Annotated in this window: 25 protein-coding genes; 8 read left to right on the top strand and 17 right to left on the bottom strand. The window is 67.6% G+C overall.

The window, feature by feature from the left end:
• Positions 1–166: 166 nt before the first annotated feature.
• The gene (locus tag Q9R02_RS08035; RefSeq protein WP_305996148.1) at positions 167–508 is read left to right on the top strand and encodes a YciI family protein; all 342 of its coding nucleotides are present in this window, start codon (positions 167–169) and stop codon (positions 506–508) included.
• A gap of 71 nt (positions 509–579) precedes the next feature.
• On the opposite strand, the gene Q9R02_RS08030 is transcribed toward Q9R02_RS08035, so the two are convergent.
• The 4 genes from Q9R02_RS08030 to ychF all read right to left on the bottom strand — a co-directional run bounded on the left by Q9R02_RS08030 (position 580) and on the right by ychF (position 2,928).
• The gene (locus Q9R02_RS08030) at positions 580–900 is read right to left on the bottom strand and encodes a HigA family addiction module antitoxin (protein WP_305996147.1); all 321 of its coding nucleotides are present in this window, start codon (positions 898–900) and stop codon (positions 580–582) included.
• Entirely contained in the window at positions 875–1,108 is a 234-nt protein-coding gene (locus Q9R02_RS08025) for a type II toxin-antitoxin system RelE/ParE family toxin (protein WP_305996335.1), read from the bottom strand. Before Q9R02_RS08025 ends, Q9R02_RS08030 begins: the two co-directional genes overlap by 26 nt.
• 109 nt (positions 1,109–1,217) lie before the next feature.
• Entirely contained in the window at positions 1,218–1,718 is a 501-nt protein-coding gene (locus Q9R02_RS08020) for a DUF1877 family protein (RefSeq protein ID WP_305996146.1), read from the bottom strand.
• Positions 1,719–1,842: 124 nt separating this feature from the next.
• On the bottom strand, positions 1,843–2,928 hold the full coding sequence (ychF, locus tag Q9R02_RS08015; RefSeq protein ID WP_305996145.1) for a redox-regulated ATPase YchF: 1,086 nt from the start codon (positions 2,926–2,928) through the stop codon (positions 1,843–1,845).
• A gap of 78 nt (positions 2,929–3,006) precedes the next feature.
• Between ychF and Q9R02_RS08010 the strand changes: the two genes are divergently transcribed.
• Entirely contained in the window at positions 3,007–4,236 is a 1,230-nt protein-coding gene (locus Q9R02_RS08010; RefSeq protein WP_305996144.1) for a DNA recombination protein RmuC, read from the top strand.
• A gap of 62 nt (positions 4,237–4,298) precedes the next feature.
• On the opposite strand, the gene Q9R02_RS08005 is transcribed toward Q9R02_RS08010, so the two are convergent.
• From Q9R02_RS08005 to Q9R02_RS07995, 3 genes are all read right to left on the bottom strand, one after another.
• Positions 4,299–5,159, bottom strand: coding sequence for a PhzF family phenazine biosynthesis protein (locus Q9R02_RS08005; RefSeq protein WP_305996143.1), 861 nt, complete (start codon positions 5,157–5,159; stop codon positions 4,299–4,301).
• 34 nt (positions 5,160–5,193) lie between these two features.
• A complete protein-coding gene (locus tag Q9R02_RS08000; protein ID WP_305996142.1) occupies positions 5,194–6,279 on the bottom strand; it encodes a 4-hydroxy-3-methylbut-2-enyl diphosphate reductase in 1,086 nt (361 codons plus the stop codon).
• A 103-nt stretch (positions 6,280–6,382) separates the two neighbouring features.
• A complete protein-coding gene (locus tag Q9R02_RS07995) occupies positions 6,383–7,285 on the bottom strand; it encodes a hypothetical protein (protein WP_305996141.1) in 903 nt (300 codons plus the stop codon).
• 200 nt (positions 7,286–7,485) lie between these two features.
• Between Q9R02_RS07995 and xseA the strand changes: the two genes are divergently transcribed.
• Positions 7,486–8,802 carry an exodeoxyribonuclease VII large subunit gene (gene xseA, locus Q9R02_RS07990; protein WP_305996140.1) on the top strand — a complete coding sequence of 439 codons (1,317 nt, stop codon included), beginning with the start codon at positions 7,486–7,488 and terminating at the stop codon, positions 8,800–8,802.
• Complete coding sequence (locus Q9R02_RS07985) at positions 8,799–9,011, top strand: exodeoxyribonuclease VII small subunit (protein ID WP_305996139.1); 213 nt, start codon at positions 8,799–8,801, stop codon at positions 9,009–9,011. Before xseA ends, Q9R02_RS07985 begins: the two co-directional genes overlap by 4 nt.
• 45 nt (positions 9,012–9,056) lie before the next feature.
• Here Q9R02_RS07985 and Q9R02_RS07980 read toward each other — a convergent pair whose 3' ends face one another.
• The 4 genes from Q9R02_RS07980 to Q9R02_RS07965 all read right to left on the bottom strand — a co-directional run bounded on the left by Q9R02_RS07980 (position 9,057) and on the right by Q9R02_RS07965 (position 14,130).
• Positions 9,057–9,926, bottom strand: coding sequence for a polyphosphate kinase 2 family protein (locus Q9R02_RS07980; RefSeq protein ID WP_305996138.1), 870 nt, complete (start codon positions 9,924–9,926; stop codon positions 9,057–9,059).
• A 41-nt stretch (positions 9,927–9,967) separates the two neighbouring features.
• Positions 9,968–11,188: a pyridoxal phosphate-dependent aminotransferase gene (locus Q9R02_RS07975; RefSeq protein WP_305996137.1), complete on the bottom strand. Its 1,221-nt coding sequence runs from the start codon at positions 11,186–11,188 to the stop codon at positions 9,968–9,970.
• A 27-nt stretch (positions 11,189–11,215) separates the two neighbouring features.
• The gene (locus tag Q9R02_RS07970; protein WP_305996136.1) at positions 11,216–12,214 is read right to left on the bottom strand and encodes an ABC transporter substrate-binding protein; all 999 of its coding nucleotides are present in this window, start codon (positions 12,212–12,214) and stop codon (positions 11,216–11,218) included.
• A 92-nt stretch (positions 12,215–12,306) separates the two neighbouring features.
• Positions 12,307–14,130: a glycoside hydrolase family 35 protein gene (locus tag Q9R02_RS07965; protein ID WP_305996135.1), complete on the bottom strand. Its 1,824-nt coding sequence runs from the start codon at positions 14,128–14,130 to the stop codon at positions 12,307–12,309.
• A 74-nt stretch (positions 14,131–14,204) separates the two neighbouring features.
• On the opposite strand from Q9R02_RS07965, the gene Q9R02_RS07960 reads away from it, so the two are divergent.
• Positions 14,205–15,245: a pirin family protein gene (locus Q9R02_RS07960; protein ID WP_305996134.1), complete on the top strand. Its 1,041-nt coding sequence runs from the start codon at positions 14,205–14,207 to the stop codon at positions 15,243–15,245.
• Between the two features lie 47 nt (positions 15,246–15,292).
• Here Q9R02_RS07960 and Q9R02_RS07955 read toward each other — a convergent pair whose 3' ends face one another.
• The gene (locus Q9R02_RS07955; RefSeq protein WP_305996133.1) at positions 15,293–16,219 is read right to left on the bottom strand and encodes an N-acetylglucosamine kinase; all 927 of its coding nucleotides are present in this window, start codon (positions 16,217–16,219) and stop codon (positions 15,293–15,295) included.
• A gap of 132 nt (positions 16,220–16,351) precedes the next feature.
• Here Q9R02_RS07955 and Q9R02_RS07950 point away from each other — a divergent pair, with 132 nt between their 5' ends.
• Positions 16,352–16,855, top strand: coding sequence for an Lrp/AsnC family transcriptional regulator (locus Q9R02_RS07950; RefSeq protein WP_305996132.1), 504 nt, complete (start codon positions 16,352–16,354; stop codon positions 16,853–16,855).
• A 139-nt stretch (positions 16,856–16,994) separates the two neighbouring features.
• Here the strand turns inward: Q9R02_RS07950 and Q9R02_RS07945 are convergent, their stop codons facing one another.
• Positions 16,995–18,227 carry an MFS transporter gene (locus tag Q9R02_RS07945; RefSeq protein ID WP_305996131.1) on the bottom strand — a complete coding sequence of 411 codons (1,233 nt, stop codon included), beginning with the start codon at positions 18,225–18,227 and terminating at the stop codon, positions 16,995–16,997.
• A 167-nt stretch (positions 18,228–18,394) separates the two neighbouring features.
• Between Q9R02_RS07945 and Q9R02_RS07940 the strand changes: the two genes are divergently transcribed.
• Entirely contained in the window at positions 18,395–18,919 is a 525-nt protein-coding gene (locus tag Q9R02_RS07940) for an Lrp/AsnC family transcriptional regulator (RefSeq protein ID WP_305996130.1), read from the top strand.
• 2 nt (positions 18,920–18,921) lie between these two features.
• A complete protein-coding gene (corA, locus tag Q9R02_RS07935) occupies positions 18,922–19,917 on the top strand; it encodes a magnesium/cobalt transporter CorA (protein ID WP_305996129.1) in 996 nt (331 codons plus the stop codon).
• A gap of 22 nt (positions 19,918–19,939) precedes the next feature.
• Here the strand turns inward: corA and Q9R02_RS07930 are convergent, their stop codons facing one another.
• Genes Q9R02_RS07930 through Q9R02_RS07915 form a run of 4 tightly spaced genes read right to left on the bottom strand, consistent with a single transcriptional unit; the run spans position 19,940 to position 22,228 of the window.
• On the bottom strand, positions 19,940–20,704 hold the full coding sequence (locus Q9R02_RS07930) for an ABC transporter permease (RefSeq protein WP_305996128.1): 765 nt from the start codon (positions 20,702–20,704) through the stop codon (positions 19,940–19,942).
• Entirely contained in the window at positions 20,701–21,510 is an 810-nt protein-coding gene (locus Q9R02_RS07925) for an ABC transporter ATP-binding protein (protein ID WP_305996127.1), read from the bottom strand. Before Q9R02_RS07925 ends, Q9R02_RS07930 begins: the two co-directional genes overlap by 4 nt.
• The gene (locus Q9R02_RS07920; RefSeq protein ID WP_305996126.1) at positions 21,507–21,875 is read right to left on the bottom strand and encodes a DUF1048 domain-containing protein; all 369 of its coding nucleotides are present in this window, start codon (positions 21,873–21,875) and stop codon (positions 21,507–21,509) included. The genes Q9R02_RS07925 and Q9R02_RS07920 overlap by 4 nt, the downstream gene beginning before the upstream one ends.
• Positions 21,876–21,877: 2 nt before the next feature.
• Positions 21,878–22,228, bottom strand: coding sequence for a PadR family transcriptional regulator (locus Q9R02_RS07915; protein ID WP_305996125.1), 351 nt, complete (start codon positions 22,226–22,228; stop codon positions 21,878–21,880).
• Between the last annotated feature and the right edge of the window lie 150 nt (positions 22,229–22,378).

Below are 22,378 nucleotides of genomic sequence, written 5' to 3'. Positions count from 1 at the left end.
TCGTTCACCGATCATGGCAATGCAGCGTGCTGATCGCTTCACAGGACGACCACGAGTCCGGATTCGGCCGGGTGAGTGCCGGGTTGTTCAGCCAAGGTCCACACTGACGTGAACGGCCGTAGACTGAGCTCGCAGAACGATTCACGTCCGTGATTGAGGAGCTGCGATGTCCCTGTACATCATCTACTTCAACCAGCAATGGGTCGGCGACCACAGCCCGGAGTGGTTCGCGAGCCGCGGCCCGATGGCACGCGCCGTCGTCGAAGAGGCGAAGACGTCCGGTGTGCTCGTGGCCGCCGCCGGCGTCGATGAGGACGCCAGTCGAGCGTTCACCGCGGACGCGACGAGCGGAGCCCTGGAGATCACATCCGGGCTGTTCGCACCGAAGGAGCAGTACATCGGCGGACTGACCGTGGTCGACGTCCCTGACGATGAAACCGCGATCATGTGGGCCGGAAAGATCGCCGTCGCCTGCGGCTGGCCTCAGCAGCTCAGGCGCCTCTACTGACACGGCGGAACCATTGGCAGGCCCGGGGCCGTGGCCGGTGAAACTGTCCACGAAGGCCGGAATGCCTTCGTTCAGGCGACCTTCAACGGGATGATCTCCGCGATCTTCCCTCGGAGCAACCGTCGCTCAATCCGCAGCTCATAGTTCGACTGGAGGTTCATCCAGAACTCCTCGGACGTTCCGAAGTACCTTGCCAGACGGATAGCCGTGTCGGCCGTGATCCCACGCTTGCCGTGCACGATCTCGTTGATACGCCGCGGCGGCACTCCGATCGAGACTGCCAGCTTGTTCTGGGTGATACCGAAGCCCTCGATGAAGTCCGCCATCAGAATTTCCCCTGGGTGGACGGGTTCGATCAATTCCATCTCAGTGATAGTCGACGAGCTCGACATCTTCCGCACCTCCATCTCTCCAGACAAAGCAGAGTCCCCACTGCGCATTGACACGAATGCTGAACTGTCCGCGACGGTCACCGACAAGTCGTTCCAAACGGTTTCCCGGAGGAGCGCGGAGATCCCGCACGTCCTGTGCCGCATGGATCAGTTCAAGCATTCGAAGCACAGCCCTCTGCACGAGCGGATCTACGCCCCTGACATACACCTCATGCCAGATCCTCTCGGTCTCCTTGTCTGCGAAGGATCTGATCACAGGACAAGAATATAACGGAGCGCGTTATTGACGCTAGGCGTCATATGCGGGGCCATCCGCATCAGCCGATCTCATAGACGAAACCGCGTCCCTCATCGGCCAGGGCTGAGACGAACTTTTCCGCCTGTCGCAGGTAATACAGATGGTATTCAAGGCTTTCTGAGGGCGTCTCATCATCCACGTCCGGAGCCACTTCGTCCAAAAGCTCACGTAAATCCTCAGCGATGGCGGCAACGTCAGCCGGCGGCACCGCCCGAACGCAGGCCTCCCAGCCGTCGTGGTGCATGACCACCTGACCTTCGAACATCCTGTGCGACGGACGTGCAATGCCGCCGCCGGACTCCGGACCGGTGAGCCGCTGAAGGCCGCCCCACGCCTTGTCGAGGTAGAGCATGTCCCGTTCGGAGGACGTCTGTTCCATCGATGCCGGGCCCCCAGCTGACCCGGGCTCGAAGCCCCAGGCGTCGGCCAGCGGGTCGGCGGACATGCCTCTTCGCGGGTCTGCGAGGATCCATTCGGTGGCATCGGCATTGAAAGCGTAGGCGTAGTATCTGATTCCCATGCGGCCAGTGTCTACGCTGCCAGAGGGCCGTGAATCGCCCGGCTTCCGTATGTGGACAAGTCACGCCATGAACGAAGGAACCCCCGCACCTCAAAGGTGACGGGGGCTCCGGACGCGGCGCAGATCAGACGTTGAAGCGGAACTCCACCACGTCGCCGTCGACCATCACATATTCCTTGCCTTCGATGCGGACCTTGCCGCGCGACTTGGCCTCGGCCATGGAGCCGGCGTCCATCAGGTCGTTGAAGGAGACCACCTCGGCCTTGATGAAGCCGCGCTGGAAGTCGGTATGGATCACGCCGGCGGCCTGCGGCGCGGTGTCGCCCTGGCGGATCGTCCAGGCGCGGGCCTCCTTGGGACCGGCGGTCAGGTAGGTCTGCAGGCCGAGGGTGTGGAAGCCGACGCGGGCCAGCTGGTCCAGGCCGGACTCCTCCTGGCCGTTCATCTCCAGCATCTCGCGGGCTTCCTCTTCGGAGAGTTCCACCAGATCGGCCTCGAGCTTGGCGTCAAGGAAGATGCAGTCGGCGGGGGCCACCATCTCGCGCAGCTCGGCCTGCTTCTCCTCGCTGCCCAGAATGGCCTCATCGGCGTTGAAGACGTAGATGAAGGGCTTGGCGGTGAGCAGGCTCAGTTCGCGCAGCTTGTCCAGGTCCAGCTTGTCGGAGGCGATGGAGGAGAAGATGGTGTCGCCGCGCTCCAGGACCGCCTGCGCGGCCTTGATGGCGTCCAGCTCGGCCTGCTCGCGCTTGCGGGCGCGGATGTCCTTCTCCAGGCGCGGGATGGCCTTCTCGATGGTCTGCAGATCGGCGAGGATCAGCTCGGTGTTGATGGTCTCCATATCGGAGCGCGGGTTGACCTTGCCGTCCACGTGGATGACGTCCGGGTCATCGAACACACGGATGACCTGGGCGATCGCCTCGGCCTCACGGATGTTCGCCAGGAACTGGTTGCCCAGGCCTTCGCCCTCGGAGGCGCCCTTGACGATGCCCGCGATGTCCACGAAGGACACGACGGCGGGCAGCAGACGCTGGCTGCCGAAGATCTCCGCCAGCTGGGCCAGACGGGGATCCGGAAGGTTGACGACTCCGACGTTCGGCTCGATCGTGGCGAACGGGTAGTTCGCCGCGAGGACCTGGTTGCGGGTCAGTGCGTTGAAGAGCGTTGACTTGCCGACGTTGGGCAGTCCGACGATGCCGATAGTAAGAGCCACGGTCATTCATCATACCGGGAACAGGACCGCCTCCCGGGCCTGGAAATTAATGTCAGTCCCCCGTGACACAGTGAGCGCATGGACAATTTCCTGCTCGTGCTCCTCTTGGTGATCCTCTCCCTCGCGGCCGGCGCTGCCGGCGGCTTCCTCTGGGGACGGTCACGGAACGACGACGGCGCGCCGCAACTGCGTGCCCAGCTGCGGGACTCCGAGCAGCAATTGGGGGCTGCTCGGGAATCGCTGGCGGACGCTCGGGCCCGGGCCGAGCTGCTGGAGCGCCAGAACCTGGCGCTCAGCAGCTTCGATGAGCAGGAGAACACTGTGCTGCACGCGCTGGCCCCGGTGGCGGAGAAACTGGCCGCCGTGCAGCAGCATGTGGCCGTTCTGGAGCGGGACCGCCAGCTCCAGTTCGGCCAGCTCTCGGAACAGCTGAATTCCGCCCGTGTGACGGATCAGGCCCTGTTGGAGAGCACCCGTTCCCTGGCCTCGGCGTTGCGCAACAACGCCAGCCGGGGACGGTGGGGTGAGGTCCAGCTCCGCCGGGTGGTGGAAGCGGCGGGCCTGCTGGATCATGTGGACTTCCATGAACAGTTCAGCTCCGCGACCGGCGAGGCGTCGGTGCGCCCTGACCTGGTGGTCCAGCTGCCCCAGGGCAAGTATCTCGTGGTGGACTCCAAGGTCCCGCTGAGCTCCTTCCTGGAGGCTCAGGAGGCCGGACGGTCCGCTCATTCGGAACGGAGGGCCGATCTCATGAAGGCCCATGCGAAAGCTGTTCGCACGCACATCGACGCCCTGGCCGCCAAGCGCTACTGGGATGCCGTCCCTGCCAGCCCCGAACTCGTCATCTGTTTCCTCCCGGCCGAGTCGTTCCTGGCGGCGGCCTTGGAAGCCGATCCTGGGCTGCTGGACTACGGCTTCGGCCGGAACGTCACACTGGCCTCGCCTGCCACGCTCATGGCCGTGCTCAAGGCCGTGGCCGTGACATGGCGGCAGGAGCTCCTGACGGAGAACGCCAAGGACCTCTATGAGCTTTCCCAGGAGCTCTACACGCGGCTCGGCACCATGGGTGGACACATCACCAAGATGGGGTCCTCCCTGAAGTCCAGCGTGGAGCACTACAACCGCTTTGTCGGAACCCTGGAGACCCGGGTGCTCACCACGGCCCGCAAGATGACGGCCCTGAATCTGGGCGACGCCGAGCAGTTCGCCCCGGCGCCCGCCCTGGACTCCACGCCGCGCGTCCTCACGGCCGCGGAACTGCTGGACGATGCACCCGCTCTCAAGGATGAGGAACGCGCCGCCTCCTGAACAGGGCTTCCCGGGGACGGATCCCGAATGGCGCGCGGGCACCCGTCCTCCGGTGGTGGCCGTCAGCCGCGGAATTCGCCGCTGAAGACCACGGTGGCCGTGCCTCCCACCCAGAGGGTGCCATCAGGGCCGGGGTGTCCGGCGGAGCCGCTGAGGTGGATGCGTCCGTCACGTCCCATGGCGGTTCCCTGCCGGTTGACGAACGGCAGCGATGCCCTGCCGGTGTCGATCATCCACTGGGACCCGGACGCGTTGAGGCTGCCTGTGACCGGATCCTCCCAGAGCGGTCCGGCGCCGTCAGTGAAGAACGCCCGGACTTCGAAGGCGTCGGGGCTTCCCAGGGCGCAGGGCCCGAGCACTCCGATGTCCCAGCGTCCAGGGTGACGGGAGGCATCAGGCGCCAGATCCAGCACAGCCCGGTCGTCGCGCAGCAGCACGCCCACCCAGCCCGGCCCGTTGTCGATCCAGCGGGACTCCACCACGTCCCCGGGGCCGATGCCCAGGATCTCCGTGACCTGCTGCAGGTACGCGTCTTCCACCGGACCGCCCCGGAGCAGCTCCGGGGCCGTGAAAGCCAGGCGGCCGTCCTTGTCGCGGACCTGGACGAGTCCCACGCCGCACTCCTGAACGATCACCCCCGGGGTTCTGGGCACTCCCCCGGCATCCAGCCAGGCCCGCGCAGTTCCGAGCGTCGGGTGCCCGGCAAACGGCAACTCGGTACCCGGGGCGAAGATCCGGACCCGGTAGTCGGCCGCAGCGTCCTCCGGCGGCAGCACGAAGGTGCATTCGGACAGATTGGTCCACGCCGTGAACCGCACCATGTCTTCGGTACTCAGCCCCTCGGCGTCGAGCACCACCGCCACCGGGTTGCCGCCCAGCGCGGACGTCCCGAACACATCAACCTGTCTGAATCGCCTGCTCATGCCGCGAGGCTATCAGCCGCACGGCACAGGATGCTCAGCTCAGCGGCCGGTTCCCGCGCCCGCCCAGACCACGGCTCGAGTCACCGGCCTGTTTCAGGGTGGCGCGCAACTCCTTGGGCAGGGAGAACAGCAGGTCCTCCTCCGCCGTGACGACCTCTTCCACGTCCGCGTAGCCATACTCAGCCAGCAGACGCAGTACGTCCTGAACCAGCACCTCGGGCACGGACGCACCGGAGGTGACACCCACCGTCGCCACGCCTTCGAACCAGGCCTCGTCGACCTGGTTCGCATAGTCCACGCGCTCGGAGCGCTTGGCTCCGTACTCCAGGGCGACCTCCACCAGCCGGACGGAGTTGGAGGAGTTGGCGGAACCCACCACGATCACCAGATCGGCCTGCGGCGCCACCTTCTTGATGGCCACCTGACGGTTGGTGGTCGCGTAGCAGATGTCGTCGCTGGGCGGGTCCTGCAGGGTGGGGAACCGGTCGCGGAGGCGCCGCACGGTTTCCATGGTCTCGTCCACGCTCAGAGTGGTCTGGGAGAGCCAGATGACCTTCTCCGGATCCCGGACGGTGACCTTGTCCACCTCATCCGGGCTGTTGACGATCTGGATGTGCTCGGGGGCCTCACCGGAAGTGCCCTCGACCTCTTCGTGCCCCTCATGGCCGATCAGCAGGATGTCGTAATCGTCCTTCGCGAATCGCACGGCCTCGCGGTGCACCTTGGTGACCAGGGGGCAGGTGGCGTCGATGGTGCGCAGGCCACGCTCCTCAGCCGACTGGACGACCGCCGGGGAGACACCATGGGCGGAGAAGATGACCAGCGCACCCTCGGGCACCTCGTCGTTCTCCTCCACGAAGATCGCACCTTTGGCCTCCAAGGAGCTGACCACGTGCACATTGTGGACGATCTGCTTGCGCACGTAAACGGGCGGGCCGTAGTGCTCCAGGGCCTTCTCCACCGCGATCACGGCACGGTCCACGCCGGCGCAGTAGCCGCGCGGGGCGGCAAGGAGAACCCGCTTGGCCCCCTCCACGGGGGCGGCGGCTTCCACCTCCGCACGGCTGCGCCGCTTGCGGGGAATGGAGGGCATGGGCACGGAGACGGCGGCCGAAGTCATGGCGTTCATTCTACTGACTCAGGCTGACCGCCTGCCGTGTGAGGCGGAGCAGATGGACGACGCCGGCCGGCGGCTCAGGTGGTCCGTCTCCCGGGCGCCGGACTCAGACTCCCGGCGCGACGCCGTCGTCGGGCTGCTCCTCCCAGGCGTCCTCGAGCGCTTCCCGCTGCCGGGCGGCGGCGATCTCGTGCCGACGGCGAATCGACTCGATCACGATTCCGGCCACGAACATGACCAGGCCCGCCACCAACAGCACCCAGAACACCTGGTCGATCTGCCCGGACACGACATTTCCGATCCGGGCGACCACCATGCCCTCGAGTTCGTTGCCGAGGCGCTGCCCCAGAATCCCCACACCCACGAATGCCGCCGCTTTCCACATGGCGGCGATGATCGCAGCACCGATCCCCATCACCATCAGGAAGGCACCACGGCGCCGGGCACTCACCAAGGCGAGGAGGAATGCGATGCCTGCGCCGATCGCCAGCGCGACGCCGTACCCGGACGATCGCAACACGGGATCGATCATCTGCCGCTGGTCCAGCGTGCCGAAACTGATGACGGCCACCTTGGGACCGGTGAGCTTGACGGGCAGCTTCTTACTCGCCTCGCCGGCCACGAGGTCCACGAGCGGCGCCACATCGAGGTTGAAAGCGCTCGTGGTGGACGCCGCCCCGGGGCCGATGCTCAGATCGTGGCTGCGTTCCAGCGTGCTGCGCCACGCCTCGGGGAATCCGGGCAGCTGGAACATCCCACGGGCGGCGGCCGTGACGGTGCCGTCCACCACGGGCTGGAGCTTCTGCGGGACGTTGATGTCCGTCGCCACTCGCCGCCCGATCGCCACGGCGAGGTCCTCGCGGAAGGTCTCATCCTGGCCCAGAGGCATCATGGTGGCGACGAAACCGTCCCGGTTCACCACGTTCCGGTCGAGCCAGACCACCGGTCCTGCCGCCAGGGTGAGGACGAAGGACAGGATGGCCGCGAGCACGGCGATGGTGGTTCGCACCGGGACCTCTCTGGTAGCTGTCAGGGGACGCGGCCGTCATGGCCGGCCCGGTCCGTTCAAGCCTATCGTCACGAGCGCTTCTGGCCGGTGGAGGCCCACGGTCCGGCCCCGGCAGGAACAGCGCCCGCAGGAAAATGTCCGCCCCGCTCGATAGGGTGAAGTCATCGGGAATCCCGGAGCAGGCCACAGGAGGAGCGGACATGAGCGAAACGCAGGACACCCCGTCCGTCCTGCCTGCCACGGCGGGCGAGACCTCCCCGGAGAATCCCTGGCCCTTGCGGCTCCTCTCCGAGAAGCTCAAGGCCCATATCGACCGCACCCCCAGTTGCTGGGTGGAAGGCCAGGTCATTGAGCTCAATCACCGCGGGAACGCCTCCTATCTCACGCTCCGCGATGTGGATGCGGAGGTCTCCCTCCCGGGGTCCATCTGGGCCACCAATCTGAACCGGATCGAAGCGCCTCTGGAGCGAGGCTCCCGCGTGGTCGCGCTGCTCAAGCCCGAGTTCTGGCTCAAGACCGGCCGGCTGAACATGTCTGTGAAGGACATCCGGCCCGTGGGGCTCGGGGACCTCCTCGCCCGGATCGAGCGTCTCCGTCAGGCTCTGGCCTCGGAGGGTCTCTTCGACGAGGAGCTCAAGCTCCCCCTCCCCTATCTCCCCCACCGGATCGGACTCATCACGGGCCGCGACTCGGACGCCAAGAAGGACGTGCTGCGCAATGCGGCGCTGCGCTGGCCCGCCGTCGAATTCGAGATCCGCGAGGTGGCCGTGCAGGGTGTCACCGCCGTGGGGCAGGTGATGGCCGCGCTTGCCGAACTCGACGCCCACCCGGACGTGGACGTCATCGTCATCGCCCGCGGCGGCGGATCCCTGGAGGATCTGCTCCCGTTCAGCAATGAGGAGCTCATCCGTGCGGTCTCCCGCGCCGCCACTCCCGTGGTGAGCGCCATCGGGCACGAGGCGGACCGGCCCCTGCTGGACTACGTGGCCGATCTGCGGGCCTCGACGCCCACGGACGCGGCGAAACGGATCGTCCCGGACGTGTCCGAGGAGCTCGCCGGGCTGACCTACGCCCGGGAGCAGATGCGCCGCGTCATCCATCAGCGCGTGGACCGTGAGAGCGACCGGCTGGAGCAGCTGCGCTCCCGCCCGGTGATGGCCAACCCCTTGGTCATGGTCGACTCCCGCGCGGAGGAACTCGCCAGGCTCCGGCAGAGCGCGACGACGACGCTCGGCACCGCTCTGGTGCGCGCCCAGGACCGCATCACCCACCTGAAGGCCCAGCTGCTGGCGCTCTCGCCACAGAAGACGCTGGACCGCGGCTACGCCGTGGTACACCTGGACGACGGTCCGGACGCCGGCGCGATCGTCCGTGATCCCGCCCAGGTGCGCCAGGAGCGGTCGCTGCTGGTGCGCGTGGCCGGCGGTAAGTTCACGGCACGCTCGGTGCCCAAGGCACCCGAGAAGAGCAGCACCCGCAGCAGGAAGACCACTCAGGAGAAGAGGACCGCATCATGACCGCAGCAGAACAGCAGGACGTCGCCACGCTCAGCTACGAGGAGGCCCGCGAGGAGCTCCTCATGGTGGTCCAGCGCCTGGAAGCGGGTGGAGGAACCCTGGAGGAGTCCCTGTCACTCTGGGAACGGGGGGAAGCCCTCGCCGCACGCTGCGAGGAGTGGCTGGAAGGCGCCCGGGCACGGCTCAAGGCCGCCCAGCCGGACGCCTGAGGGCCGGAGGTCCAGCGAAGGGCCTCGCCCAGCTGACGACGTCGTTCAGGAAGCGCTGACCGCCGCGATCTGCTCATCCACGTCGAAATCGGCCGCCGGCCATTGCGGGCCGATCCGTTCGAGCGCGTCGATCAGCAGTTGCTGAACGGCGATCCGGGCGTACCATTTCCTGTTCGCCGGGATCACGTGCCACGGGGCCGCAGCGGTGGATGTCTTCTCCAGCATGATCTGGAACGCCGCCTGATAGTCGTCCCAGAAGCCGCGCTCCGCGAGATCGTTGGTAGTGTACTTCCAGTGCTTCGCCGGGTCATGAAGGCGGGCCAGGAGGCGGTCCTTCTGCTCGTCCTTGGAGATGTGCAGCATCACCTTGACCAAGGTGGTCCCCTGCTCCATGAGCCGTGACTCGAAGTCATTGATGGCGGCGTAACGGCGCTCCAGCTCAGCCTCATCGGCCCAGCCGTGCACCCGGTGGATCAGGACGTCCTCATAGTGGGAGCGGTCGAAGACCCCCACCATGCCCGCCTCCGGCACCTCCTTCTCGATCCGCCAGAGGAAATCGTGAGCCTTCTCCTGGTCCGTGGGCGCCTTGAACGCCTTGAGGTGGACGCCCTGGGGGTCCATGGTCCCCACCACATGGCTGACGATCCCGCCCTTGCCGGCCGTGTCCATGGCCTGCAGGACCAGCAGCACCCGCTGGTCCGAACCGCCCTTGGACGCCGCGAAGAGCCTCTCCTGCAGATCGTCCAGCCGGGCATCCTGACGGTCCAGATGCCGGGCGCCGTCCGCCTTCCGCCCGTCGTAACCCGGCGTCGATTCCGGGTCCACGGCGTCCAGGCGGAAGCCCGGCCCGGCCCGGAGCGTCTCCCCCGGGTCCAGGTAGAAGTCCACCCCGCGTTGCTGCTTGGTCTTCATCATTCCGTCCTTCCGCCAGAGGGGATCCGGGCCGGGCCCGGGAGTCAGTTGCCCGGGTACCTGCTCAGGAAGTCCGCCATCCGGCCGATGGCCTCCTCGATGTCCTTCACCGCCGGGAGCGTCACCATGCGGAAGTGGTCCGGGCGCACCCAGTTGAAGGCGCGGCCGTGCGAGACCAGGATCTTCTGTTCCTTCAGCAGGTCCAGGACGAACTTCTCGTCGTCGCGGATGTGATAGACCTCGGGGTCCAGCCTGGGGAACAGGTACAGGGCGCCACGGGCCTGCTCGGTGCTCACGCCCGGGATGGCGTTCAGCAGCTCATAGGCCTTGTTCCGCTGTTCCAGGAGCCTGCCCCCGGGGAGGATGAGGTCGTTGATGCTCTGGTATCCGCCCAGGGCGGTCTGGATGGCGTGCTGGCCCGGCACATTGGCGCACAGGCGCATATTGGCCAGCAGGTTGATGCCTTCCAGGAAGTCCTTGGCATGGGCCTTGGGCCCGGAGATCGCCATCCATCCGGCACGGTAGCCGCACACGCGGTAGGCCTTGGAGAGACCGTTGAAGGTCAGGCACAGGACGTCGTCGCCGGCGATCTTGGCCGTGTTCACGTGCACGGCGTCGTCGTAGAGGATCTTCTCGTAGATCTCATCGGAGAACACGATCAGCCCATGCTTGTCCGCCAGCTCCACGATGGCGCGGACGGTGCTCTCCGAGTACACGGCACCGGTGGGGTTGTTCGGGTTGATGATCACCACGCCCTTGGTGCGTTCGGTGATCTTGGACTCCAGATCGGAGAGGTCAGGGGCCCAGCCCTCCTGCTCGTCGCAGAGGTAGTGCACGGGGCGTCCGCCGGCCAGGCTGACGGAGGCGGTCCACAACGGATAGTCCGGGGTGGGGATCAGGACCTCGTCGCCGTCGTTCAGCAGGGCCATGAGGGAGAGCGTGATCAGCTCACTGACGCCGTTGCCGAGGTAGATGTCATCCACCCCGATCGACTGGATGCCGCGGGTCTGGTAGTACTGCGAGACTGCGGTACGGGCGGAGAAGATGCCGCGCGAATCGCTGTAGCCCTGGGCGTGCGGCAGGTGGCGGATCATGTCCACCAGGATGGCGTCCGGTGCTTCGAAGCCGAAGGGCGCCGGATTGCCGATGTTCAGCTTCAGGATCTTGTGCCCCTCGGCCTCCATCTGCTGGGCAGCTTCCAGAATGGGTCCCCGGATGTCATAGAGGACGTTGTGAAGCTTGGTCGACTGCCTGAATTCTGCCATTCACCAAATATGCCATACGAGCTCGGGCTATTTGAGAATGCCCTTGTCCTGGAGCCAGGCGCCGGCCACGTCATGGGGCGTCCCGGCCTGGTCCCCCTGGATGGCCCGGTTCATCTGGACCAGGTCGTCCGAGGTGAGCGTGCGGGAGAGGGAATTGATCACGTCCCGGGCCTGCGCCGGCAGCAGGATGCCGTCCACCAGCGGCAGAACCTGTTCCGGGAGCAGCGCCTTCTTGTCGTCGTCCAGGACCACCAGGTCGTTGTCCGCGATGGCCGGGTCCGTGCTCAGCATGACCGCAACCTGCACATCGTCCTGCAGGAGCGCCTTCAGCGGCTGAGGGATCGTGTAGCGGTTGTCCGCGTCGGCCGCCGGGACAGTGGGTCCGCCGTCCGGGCCGCTCGTCACGCCGTAGGTGACCGTCTTTTTGGGCGTGCAGGAGTAGTCGCCCTTCAGAGCCACCCCGCCGTACGGGTCCGAGGAGAAGTCCGCAGGCGCCGCGAACGTGGTCTGGGAGCAGACTTTGCCGAGGTCGCTGAGGGATTTCAGCTGGTACCTCTCCGCAGTCACCTTGGTGACCACGATGACCTCCCGGTCCTGTGCCCCGGAGGCGTCCAGCGCGGTGACGGGCTTGGTCAGTGCCGCCACGGCTGCCGCCCTCACGGTGTCGTCCCCGGTGTCCTTGGCCGTCGTGCCGAGCGCCCGCAGGAGACCGCCGGTATACGTGGGCACCAGCTGGACGGCGCCCGACTTGAGGGCCTCCAGGGACGCCGCGCGGCCGCCGACACCGGTCTTCACTGAGCTCTTCAGACCCGCCGCTTGAAGCGCACCGGAGTACAGCTCGGCCAGGATCTGCCCTTCCGCGGTGTCCGTGGCGCCGACGACGACGGGCCGGGCGGGGATGCTGCTGCTCGGCACCGGCGTGGGCGTGGGGCCGGCCGGGGAACAGCCTGCGAGCGCGGGCAGGCCGGCGAGAACAGCGGCGGCCGCGGCCATCCTGCGGATGGCGGCCTGGCGCGTCGGAATCATCGAGGGCGCTCCTTCGGAAGGACGTGCTGAACGGTGCGAGGGGCTCATTCAGCTTATCGGCCTCCTGGCCCGCGGGTTCCCTCCGCGACGTTTCAGGCGAGCTCCGCCGCCGCGATGGCGCCTGCGCTCAGCGTGCCGAGCGAGTGCTTCTCTCTCAGCTCCAGGGTCCCGCCCGTCTCCCCCAGCTCGAACACGTGCACCGTATTGACCCCTGGCCGCAGCAGCGGGGCCGGGACGTACAGGGTCTCCTGCGGCCCGATCTCCCAATAGCGTCCAAGCAGGAACCCGTTGATCCAGACGAAGCCTTTGGTGGAGCCGGGAAGTGCCAGGTAGGTGTCCGCGGGCTCGTCCACCGGGAACTCCGCGGACGGCAGGCCCACCAGCCGGGTGGCGTCCCAGTGGCTCGGGTCAAGGCCCACGTGCTCCCAGCCGAGCGTGAACCGCTGGTTGACCAGGACACCGCCCAGCAGTCCCTTTCGCTGGCCGGTGTGCGGGCCGTAGTTGATACGGCCCACGTTCTCCACCAGGATCTCCAGGACCGCTTCCCTGCCGTGTCCCTGAACCAGAAGGCCCTCGGCCGCGGTCGTGTCGTCCAGGATGCCCAGAAGTTCTCCGTCCACCCAGACGTGGGCACGGTCGTGGAGCCCGGGGAGCTTGATGCGCGCCTCCTGCGGCGCGTCCTCGCGGCCCGGGAGGACTGCCGTGGCTCGCTGGAAGAGCAGGCCATGGTGCAGCCCGAGTTCCTCGAAGCTGAGCGGCCGTTCGCTGGGACGGTGCGACCCGGCGTCGACGGCGGCATCCAGCCGGGCGCGCAGGAAGTCCAGGAGCGGGAGCTCCGCCGCAGGGAGGGGCACAGTGCGCGGGGGAAGGACGGCGGCCGGTTCGAGCAGGGCCGCAGGCAATGCAGGCCATTCGTCTTCGGCGAGACCCTGGGCACGCAGGAACTCGGCGCGCAGGGCGTGGAACTTCTCGGTGAGGGCGCCGTTCTCCGCGATCGGCGCGTCCGAATCGTAGCTGGTGACGGTGGGCTGGATCCCGTCGTGTTCATTCGCTCCGGCTCCGAGCCCGAAGTTGGTGCCGCCGTGCGCCATGTAGACGCAGACCGAGCCGCCGGCGTCGAGCATCTTCCGCACTTCGGCCGCGGCCTCCTCGGCCGGGCGGACGTGGTGCTCCTCGCCCCAGTGGTCGAACCAGCCGCCCCAGAACTCCACGTTGAAGAACGGCTCGTCCGGTCGGCGGCGCTTCCAGACGTCGATCGCCTCATCGCCCCGGGAACCGAGCGTCGCCGTCGCCCAGATCTCCGGCACCGCACCGCCGTCGAGGTAGTAGTCGGTGCCGCCGTCGGCCGTGAAGAGCGTCTCGGTGATGCCGCGGTCCCGCAATGCGTGGGCGTTCCACCGGATGTACTCGGCCGAGTCGCCGTAGCTGCCGTACTCGTTCTCCACCTGCACCGCGACCACGGGACCGCCGTTGCAGGCCTGCCGGGAAGCGATGACGGGCACCAGCACGTCCAGCCACCCTGCCACGGGCTCCCTGAAGCGGGGGTCGGTGGAGCGGAGCATCACATCGGCCTGCCCGGTGAGCCAGGACGGGAAGCCGCCATTGTCCCACTCGGCGCAGATGTAAGGTCCCGGACGGACGATCACGTCCAGCCCCAGCTCTCCGGCGAGGTCGATGAACCGGCCCAGATCCCGCCAGCCGCTGAAGTCCGCCGGATCCTCGCGCCGCTCCTGGTGGAAATTCCAGGCGACGTAGGTGTCCACCGTGTTGGCGCCCATGGCCTTCAGCCGGGTCAGGCGGTCCTCCCAGAGGTCCGGATGGACGCGGAAATAGTGGATGGCGCCGGCCAGGATGCGATGCTCGCGGCCCCTGCGGAGGAGGCGCGCGTCGGAGATGCTCAGGATGGGTGCGGGCATGGCTCCATCCTAGGTCTCATTTCACACTTAATCGATACAAATCAAACATTTACGCACAGAGCTAGAGTGAGCGTGTGACGAACCTCGATCCGGCCCCCGTCCAGCAGGCCTGCCCCGCCCTCGGCTCCGTCCCGGACCCGGCACTGGAGATCCTGCCCGAGCGCGCCGTTCCACTGGGCGGCGTCCGTGCCATCACGGTGAACCGCACGCTGCCGCTGAAGGAACTCCCGACCATCGGCCCCTGGTGCTTCCTGGACCGCTTCGGCCCGGACCGCTCCGCCATGACCGTGCTCCCCCATCCGCACATCGGCCTGCAGACCGTGACGTGGCCCCTCAAGGGCGAGATCCGCCACCGCGACAGCCTAGGCAGCGATGTGACGGTACGTCCGGGCGAGCTGAACCTCATGACAGCCGGGCACGGCATCTCCCACTCCGAGTTCACCTGCACCGACGGCGATGAGGTCCCCGTCCAGGAGGGGCTCCAGTTCTGGGTGGCGCTCCCGGACGGTCACCGTCACCAGGAGCCGTCCTTCGAGCGTCATGTGGATCTTCCGAAGGCGTCCGGACCGGGCTGGGAGGCCACCGTGGTCATGGGCACCTTCGCCAGAGTGACGTCCCCTGCGAGCGTGTTCAGTCCGATCGTGGGCGCACAGCTGGAGGGCTCCGGCGGGCTGGATCTTCCCCTGGACCCCGGTCATGAGCATGCCCTCCTGGTCCTGAACGGCGGCCTCTCCGTGGAAGGAGTCGGCATCACCCCCGGACCGCTCCTGTACCTGGGCGGCCGGCGTGAAACGGTGCGCGTCATGGCGGATCCGGACACGCGATTCTTCTTGCTGGGCGGCGAGCCCCTGGGTGAGGATCTGCTGATGTGGTGGAACTTCGTCGGCCGCAGCCACGAGGAGATCCTCCAGGCCCGTCTGGACTGGGAGGCCGACGGCGGCCTCTACACCTCCGACGGCGTGGAGCCCGGCGCCGCTGCGATCGCCTCCTCGCGGTTCGGCTGGGTCCCCGGTCATCAGGGCGGCCCCGCCGAGGCGGACCGGACGGAGGCCGGTCACATCCCGGCGCCTCCGCTCCCCAGCGTCACGCTGAAGCCGCGCATCCGCCGGCGGTGACGGCGCCGGCCGCCGTCGTCGTGAGTCAGCGGCTGCCGGCCGCCGGCTCAGGCCGGAGCGTCCAGGAGAGCGGCCGCCCCGAAGACCGGCTCCTGCTCGAGGATCCGCACGTCGTGGTAGCCCAGACGTGCCAAGCCCTCACGGAAGCCGTTCTGAATGGCGGACACATGCTGCCCGAGCCCTCCGCCGAGCACCACGGGCCCATGGATCCCGAGCCGCTCCAGGACGGAGGCGGCGAGCACCACCAGATCCCCGGACGCCTGCGCCAGAATGCCCTGGGCACCCTCGTCGCCCTGCTCCGCCGCTTCCACCACGATCCGGCTCCGCCCGGCCCAGTACCGCCGGCCCTTCTCCGGGTCGTGGAAGGCCGCGATGAGGCCTGCCACGTCGGCCGCGTCCACCGAGGCGCAGAGCGCGAGCGCCAGGCCTGTCGCGTCCAGCCCTGAGTTCATCCGGCGCAGTGAAAGGCGCACGGCCTCCCGGCTGAGCCAGTATCCGCTGCCTTCATCGCCCAGGAGGTAGCCCCAGCCACCGGAGCGGGACTCCTCCCCCGCGTCGTTGCGTCCCCAGGCGGCGCTTCCCGTGCCGGCGATCACGGCGACCCCGGTCCGGGCGCCGGCGGCGGCGAGGAGGAGCTCGGAGTCGTGGACGACGGTGATCCGGGCGCCCGGGGCGTGAGGGGCTACGAGGGACGCGAGCGCCTCCTTGTCGGCCTCGGTGTCCGCTCCCCCGGCTCCCACCACGACGCGGTCCACGGCGGAGGGTGACAGCGCGGCGAAGAGCTCGGCGAACGCCAGCTCGGCCTCCTCACGGCTGACATTCTGGGTGTTGGCACTGCCCACCGTATGGTCGGCGGCCACCATGCCGTCGCGGAGCAGGAGTCCGCGGGTCTTGGTTCCCCCGATGTCGATGGCGATGCCCTCCCGGGTACCGGCTGAGGGGGTTTCTGAGGCGGGAACGCGCGGTGTGGTCACCGGAACAGCGTACGCAGGACGAGGCGCGCTGTCAGGAACCCGACGCCCGGCGAACGATCCCACACTCCGAGCCGCCATTCCGTCAATGAGCCACCGGCCGTATCATGTAGTGACTTTCAAAGTGGAGGAACAATGGCCGATTCAGCGAAGAATATTCGCCACACCGCTGCGGGCAGCGAGACCCTGGACGACGTGGACCGGAAGATCATCAGAATCCTTTCGGAAGATGCCCGGATCTCCAACAAGCAACTGGCCGAGGACGTCGGGATCGCACCCTCCACCGCCCTCATGCGCACCCGCACGCTGCAGGAGCGCGGCATCATCAAGGCGTTCACCGCGGAGCTCAACCTGGCCTCGATCGGCCGCAGCGTCCAGGCATTGATCGCCATCCGGCTGCGGGCCCACGACCGGGACCAGATCGACGACTTCACCTCACGGGTCCCCCGCCTGCCGGCCGTGCTCTCCACCTTCCACACCTCGGGATCAGTGGACTATCTGCTGCACATCGCCGTGGGGACCACGGAAGAGCTGCGGGACTGGGTGCTGGACAACCTCGCCACGGACCCTGTGGTGGGCCATACGGAGACCACCGTGGTCTTCGAGCACATGGACGGGAACGCCGGGCTCCTCGACTGATCCCCGGCGGCTCCCAAGCTTCGCTTCGCTCAACTCGGGGCCCTCGCCACCGTGGGCCCACCCAGCGGCTCCCAAGCTTCGCTTCGCTCAACTCGGGGCCCTCGCCACCGTGGGCCCACCCAGCGGCCACCCGGCCGAGCTACTCGGAGCGGGCGCCCTTCAGCGAGAGCGCCCCGAGGAGGAGCGCCGCAGCCGCGGCCAGCAGTGTGAAGCCGAGCGCCGCCGTCGTCATCCCCACCAGGGAGGCGACGACGCCGAGCCCCAGCACCGGGACGGCGCTGCCGAGGTAGGTGGCCACGTAGACCGTGGACACCATGCGTGCGTGCTGCGACGCGGGCACAGCCGTGGCCGCCTGGTTGAACACGGTGCGGAAGGCGAGGCCCTGGCCCACACCGATCAGGATGGACGCCAGGGCCAGGAGCCACACATTCGACCAGGCCGTGGCGGCGGCGAACAGGAGCAAGGATCCGCCCATGACTCCCAGCCCGACGGGCACGGTGGCGCGTCCGGAGAATGCCGTCAGCTGGCTGAGCGCCGAGGCGCCGAGCGACAGCCCGGCGAGCACACCCACGAGCGGCGCGGCCGTGATCCCCAGGGTGTGGGCGAAGTAACCCGGGGCCAGGGAGAGCTGGAAGCCGAACACTGCGAAGCTCAGGAAACCCACACTGGCCGCCCGCCAGAAGGGTCCGCGGGCGCCCGCGGGGATCCCCAGACCGCGGGGCGCCAGGGCACGGTGGTCATAGCCCTGTTCCGCGCGCATGATCGCCGGGCGGGCGCGCACCAGCCACAGCGGCACCAGGATGAGGAGCAGCAACGCACCCTGGACGGCGAACGGCGCCTGCCGGCCGCCGGGGAGCCAGGACAGGAGGCCTCCGAGCACGGGCCCGAGCGCGACGCCGCCGGAGGAGGACAGCAGGGTGAAGCGGGCGGCCCACTCGGGGCGGCTCGGCAGCAACTCGCGGAGGGCGGCCGCGCTGGCGCCGGTGGCCAGTGCCACCGAGACGCCCTGCAGCACACGCCCGGCGCACAGCATGGTGAGGTTCTGGGCCAGGCCGAAGACCAGGGTGCCGCCGAGGCCGACCAGGACGGAGACCACCAGCGCCGCGCGGCGGCCGATGTGATCGGACCAGTGCCCGGCCAGGGCCAAGGTCCCGATGAGGGCGAGCACGTAGCTGGAGAACGCCACCGTGGTGCCGAAGGGGCCCAATGCCAGTTCGGCCTGGAGCGCCGGGTAGAGCGGGGTGGCCAGATTCGCTCCGATGAGCAGGAGGAAGATGACCACGCCGGACAGGACCAGCCGTGCCGTGGTGGAGGCCTCCCAGCCCCATTCGCGGGAGGCGGGACGCATGCGCAGCTCGTTGATGACGCTCATGGGCGGTCTTTCCGTTCCTGACGGTGGGTGTCCCGTCGCGAACCCTTCGGCCCGGGGTGTGGGCCTGTTCACAGGATGCGGCATTCCCGTACTATCGATCAGTGCATTCGCCTCCGTTTGCGCAAAACCTCCAATACCCACCTCGAGACCTGAGCCGGAGTGCGCACGTGAACAATCTGGACGCGACGGATCTGAAGATCCTCCTGGAGCTGGTGAAAGACCCCCGGGTGCAGATCAGCGAATTGAGCGAGATCCTGGGAATCGCACGCAACACGGCGCAGGCTCGCCTGCGCCGCTTGCAGCGCAACGGAGTCCTGGAGGGCGGCGGCCGGGAGATCGACCTTGCCGCCGTGGGGTACGACGTCGTCGCGTTCGTCACGATCGAGGTGACCCACCGCGAACTGGACGCCGTCATCGCGGCGCTGCGCGTCATCGCCCAGGTGCTGGAAGTGCATGAGATCTCCGGGCGGGGTGATCTGTGGGTGCGGCTCGCGGCCACGGACACCCGTAATCTGCAGTCCGCACTGCGGCAAGTGCTCCGGATCAAGGGTGTCATCCGGACGGAGACCGTCCTGGCCCTGCACACCCACATCCCCTACCGCACAGGCCCTCTGCTCGCGCGGGCGGCCGAAGTCCAGGCCGCCGCTCCCCGTGGCGCCCGCGCCTCCGGGCCCGAGTCGCCCATAATGTAGCCGTGACTCTCATCGACAACGCCATCTACCGTGACGGCCGCAGGATCCTGGAGCCCGCCTCGGTCCTGCAGACCAGCGAGTGCATGGACGAGACGGGCGGCATGGCGTGGCTGGGGCTCTACCGGCCGAACCAGGAGGACATGAAGGACATCGCGGCCGAGTTCGGCCTGCACCCACTGGCGGTGGAGGACGCGGTCACGGCCCATCAGCGTCCCAAGCTGGAACGGTACGACTCCACGCTCTTCACCGTGCTCCGGCCGGCGCGCTACGTGGACTCCTCCGAGACGGTGGAGTTCGGCGAGCTGCACATCTTCACAGGACCCGACTTCGTGGTGACCATCCGCCATGCGGAGACCCAGGGTGTGGCGGCCGTGAGGCGCCGTCTGGAGGACAATCCGGAACTGCTGTCCATGGGCCCGGAAGCCGTGCTCTACGCCCTGCTGGACAAGGTGGTGGACGATTACGCCCCCGTGGTGGCCGGCCTGGAGAACGACATCGATGAGATCGAGGACCAGCTGTTCTCCGGCGATCCCGCGGTATCCCGGCGCATCTACGAACTCACCCGTGAGGTGATCCAGTTCCAGCGGGCCATCCAGCCGCTGCCGGCCATGCTGGAGAGTCTGGAACGCGGCTTCTCCAAATTCCAGGTCAACCTGGAACTGCAGCGCAACCTCCGTGACGTCAAGGACCACGTGGATTCGGTGACCGCAAGGGTCAATTCCTTCCGCGAGATCCTGCAGAACGCGCTCACACTGGATGGGACGCTCACGGCCAATCGCATGAACGAAGTCACTCTGGCCCAGAACGAACAGGTCAAGAAGATCTCCGGCTGGGCGGCCATCTTCTTCGCCCCGTCCTTCGTGGCCGGCGTCTACGGCATGAACTTCCACGAGATGCCGGAACTCGCCTGGCCTTTCGGGTATCCGATGGCCGTGGGCATGATGATCGGCCTGGCCGGCCTGCTCTACCTCATCTTCCGCAAGAAGGGGTGGATGTAGGCCGGCCGGACCGGTCCGTGGATCAGCTGATCTTCTTCCGGTAGATGGCCACGGCGAATGCGTAGGCCACCACCAGGATCCCCACCAGCCAGGCCAGCGCCACCCAGATCCCGTCCCCCACGGGCTGCTGCGCGAACAGGTTCCGGATGGTGTTCACGATCGCCGTCACGGGCTGGTTCTCGGCGAACCAGGCCACCGGGCCCGGCATGGAGGCCGTGGGAACGAATGCCGAGCTGATGAACGGCAGGAAGATGAGCGGGTAGCTGAACGCACTCGCCCCGTCCACGGTCTTCGCCGTGAGGCCGGCGATGACAGCCACCCACGTCAGCGCCAAAGTGAACAGCACCAGGATGCCCGCCACCGCCAGCCAGGCGCCCACCGAGGCTCCCGTCCGGAAGCCCATCAGAAGGGCCACTCCGGTGACGATCACCACGGAGGCGAGGTTGGCGGCCACCGAGGTGAGGACCTGGGCCCACAGCACGCTGGACCGGGCGATGGGCATCGACTGGAATCGCTCCACGATGCCGCCCTGGAGATCCAGGAACAGCCGGTAGGCCGTGTAGGCGATGCCGGAGGCGATCGTGATGAGCAGGATGCCCGGCAGGAGGTAGTTGACGTACGCCTCCCCGGATCCCGTGTGGATGGCGCCACCCAGGACGTAGACGAACAGGAGCATCAGGGCCACCGGCGTGACGGCCGTGGTGATGATGGTGTCCGGGCTGCGCAGGATGTGCCGCAGCGAGCGGCCGGTCAGGACGGCCGTGTCGGCCATGGCATGCGTGCTCATCGGATTTCCTTTCCAGCGAGGGCGCCGTCTTCGGCGGGCCCGTTGTCCGCGGAGGTCTCCCCCACCAGTGCCAGGAAGACGTCCTCAAGGGACGGCTGCTTCTCCACGTACTCGACCGTGGCGGACGGGAGGAGCTTCTTCAGTTCGGTGAGGGTGCCGTTCTGGATGATGACCCCCTGGTGGAGGATCGCGATCCGGTCGGCCAGCTGCTCGGCCTCGTCGAGATACTGGGTGGTGAGCAACACCGTGGTGCCGTTCCGCGCCAGCCCCTGTACGGTCTGCCAGACCTCCTTGCGCGCCTGCGGGTCCAGGCCGGTGGTGGGCTCGTCCAGAACGATCACGGGCGGGTCGCCGATGAGGCTCATGGCGATGTCCAGCCGGCGCTTCATGCCACCCGAGTAGGTGCCCGCCCGTCGGCCACCGGCCTCGGTGAGGGAGAAACGCTCCAGCATCGCGTCCGCGACCGCGCCCGGGTCCTTGAGGTGCCGCAGCTTCGCCACGAGCACCAGGTTCTCCCGGCCGCTGAGCACCTCGTCCACGGCGGCGAACTGCCCCGTGAGGCTGATCGCCTGCCGCACCGCCTCTGGGGCCGACCCGACGTCGTGCCCGTTCACGGACGCGGCGCCCGCGTCCGCCGTGAGCAGCGTCGCGAGGATGCGCACCAGGGTGGTCTTGCCGGCTCCGTTGGATCCGAGGAGGGCGAAGATGCTGCCCGCCTCCACCGTGAACTCGACGCCCCGCAGCACGTGCAGGTCCTTGAAGGACTTCTCAATGCCCTCCACCCGGATGGCGACGTCCGTGGTCATTGGAATTCACCCCGTTTGGCCTCATCGACCGACTGGATCAGGCGCTCGCGCTCCTTGTCGATCCAGCGCTTGCCGCCGTAGGCCTGGGCGAAGGTCTCGGCGAACTCCACCGGATCCTCCCCCACGATGTCACCGATGGGGGTCCCGTCCACGGCGGCACGCTCCCAGAGGTCGGCCAGATCCTCGAACATGCGGACGATGGTGTCCCCGTCGGTGACGCCGCCGTAGTACATGAAGTACCGGTTGAACGCCTCCGCGGCCTTGCGGTACGACTCCGGCAAGGCCTCCAGCCGCGCTTTGGCCTGCTTGTACTGCTTCTTCTGCTCCAGAGGTCCGGTGAGGGCCTCGATCCACTTGGCGGCCATGGTCATGCTCCTTCGTCGATCGCTGTTGCGGTGTGTCCGTGGAGCTGTTCGATCCGTTCTGCGAGGAAGCTCCAGGTCCCCCAGAACGTGGCGAGCTGGTCCCGCCCCTGCTTGTTGAGTGAGTACACCTTGCGCGGAGGGCCCTTTTCAGACGGGACCTTCTCCACGTCCACCAGGCCCTTCTGCTCGATGCGCACGAGCAGCGCGTAGATGGTGCCCTCGGCGATGTCGGTGAACCCCTCGTCCCTCAGCCGCGCCGTGATCTCGTAACCGTAGGCGGGGCGGGCGGACAGGATCGCCAGGACGATGCCTTCCAATGTGCCCTTGAGCATCTCCGTCATCTGGTTGCCCATCGGGTCACCCCCTTTCTCTACTCTGTATTGCTGACTACCACTAAAAAGTAACACTAAGTACCGGTAGCTGGCAATACTGAGTAGTGGATCCGGGCCGGAGTTTTTCAGGCCTCGGCGCGGCAGGAAGCCCGGATACGACAAAACCCCCGG

This window comes from Arthrobacter horti, assembly GCF_030731045.1.
GTDB classification, from domain to species: Bacteria; Actinomycetota; Actinomycetes; order Actinomycetales; family Micrococcaceae; genus Arthrobacter_E; species Arthrobacter_E nanjingensis.
The sequence above is the reverse complement of the archived record's forward strand: the minus strand, read 5'-3'. Positions and strand labels throughout refer to the sequence as shown.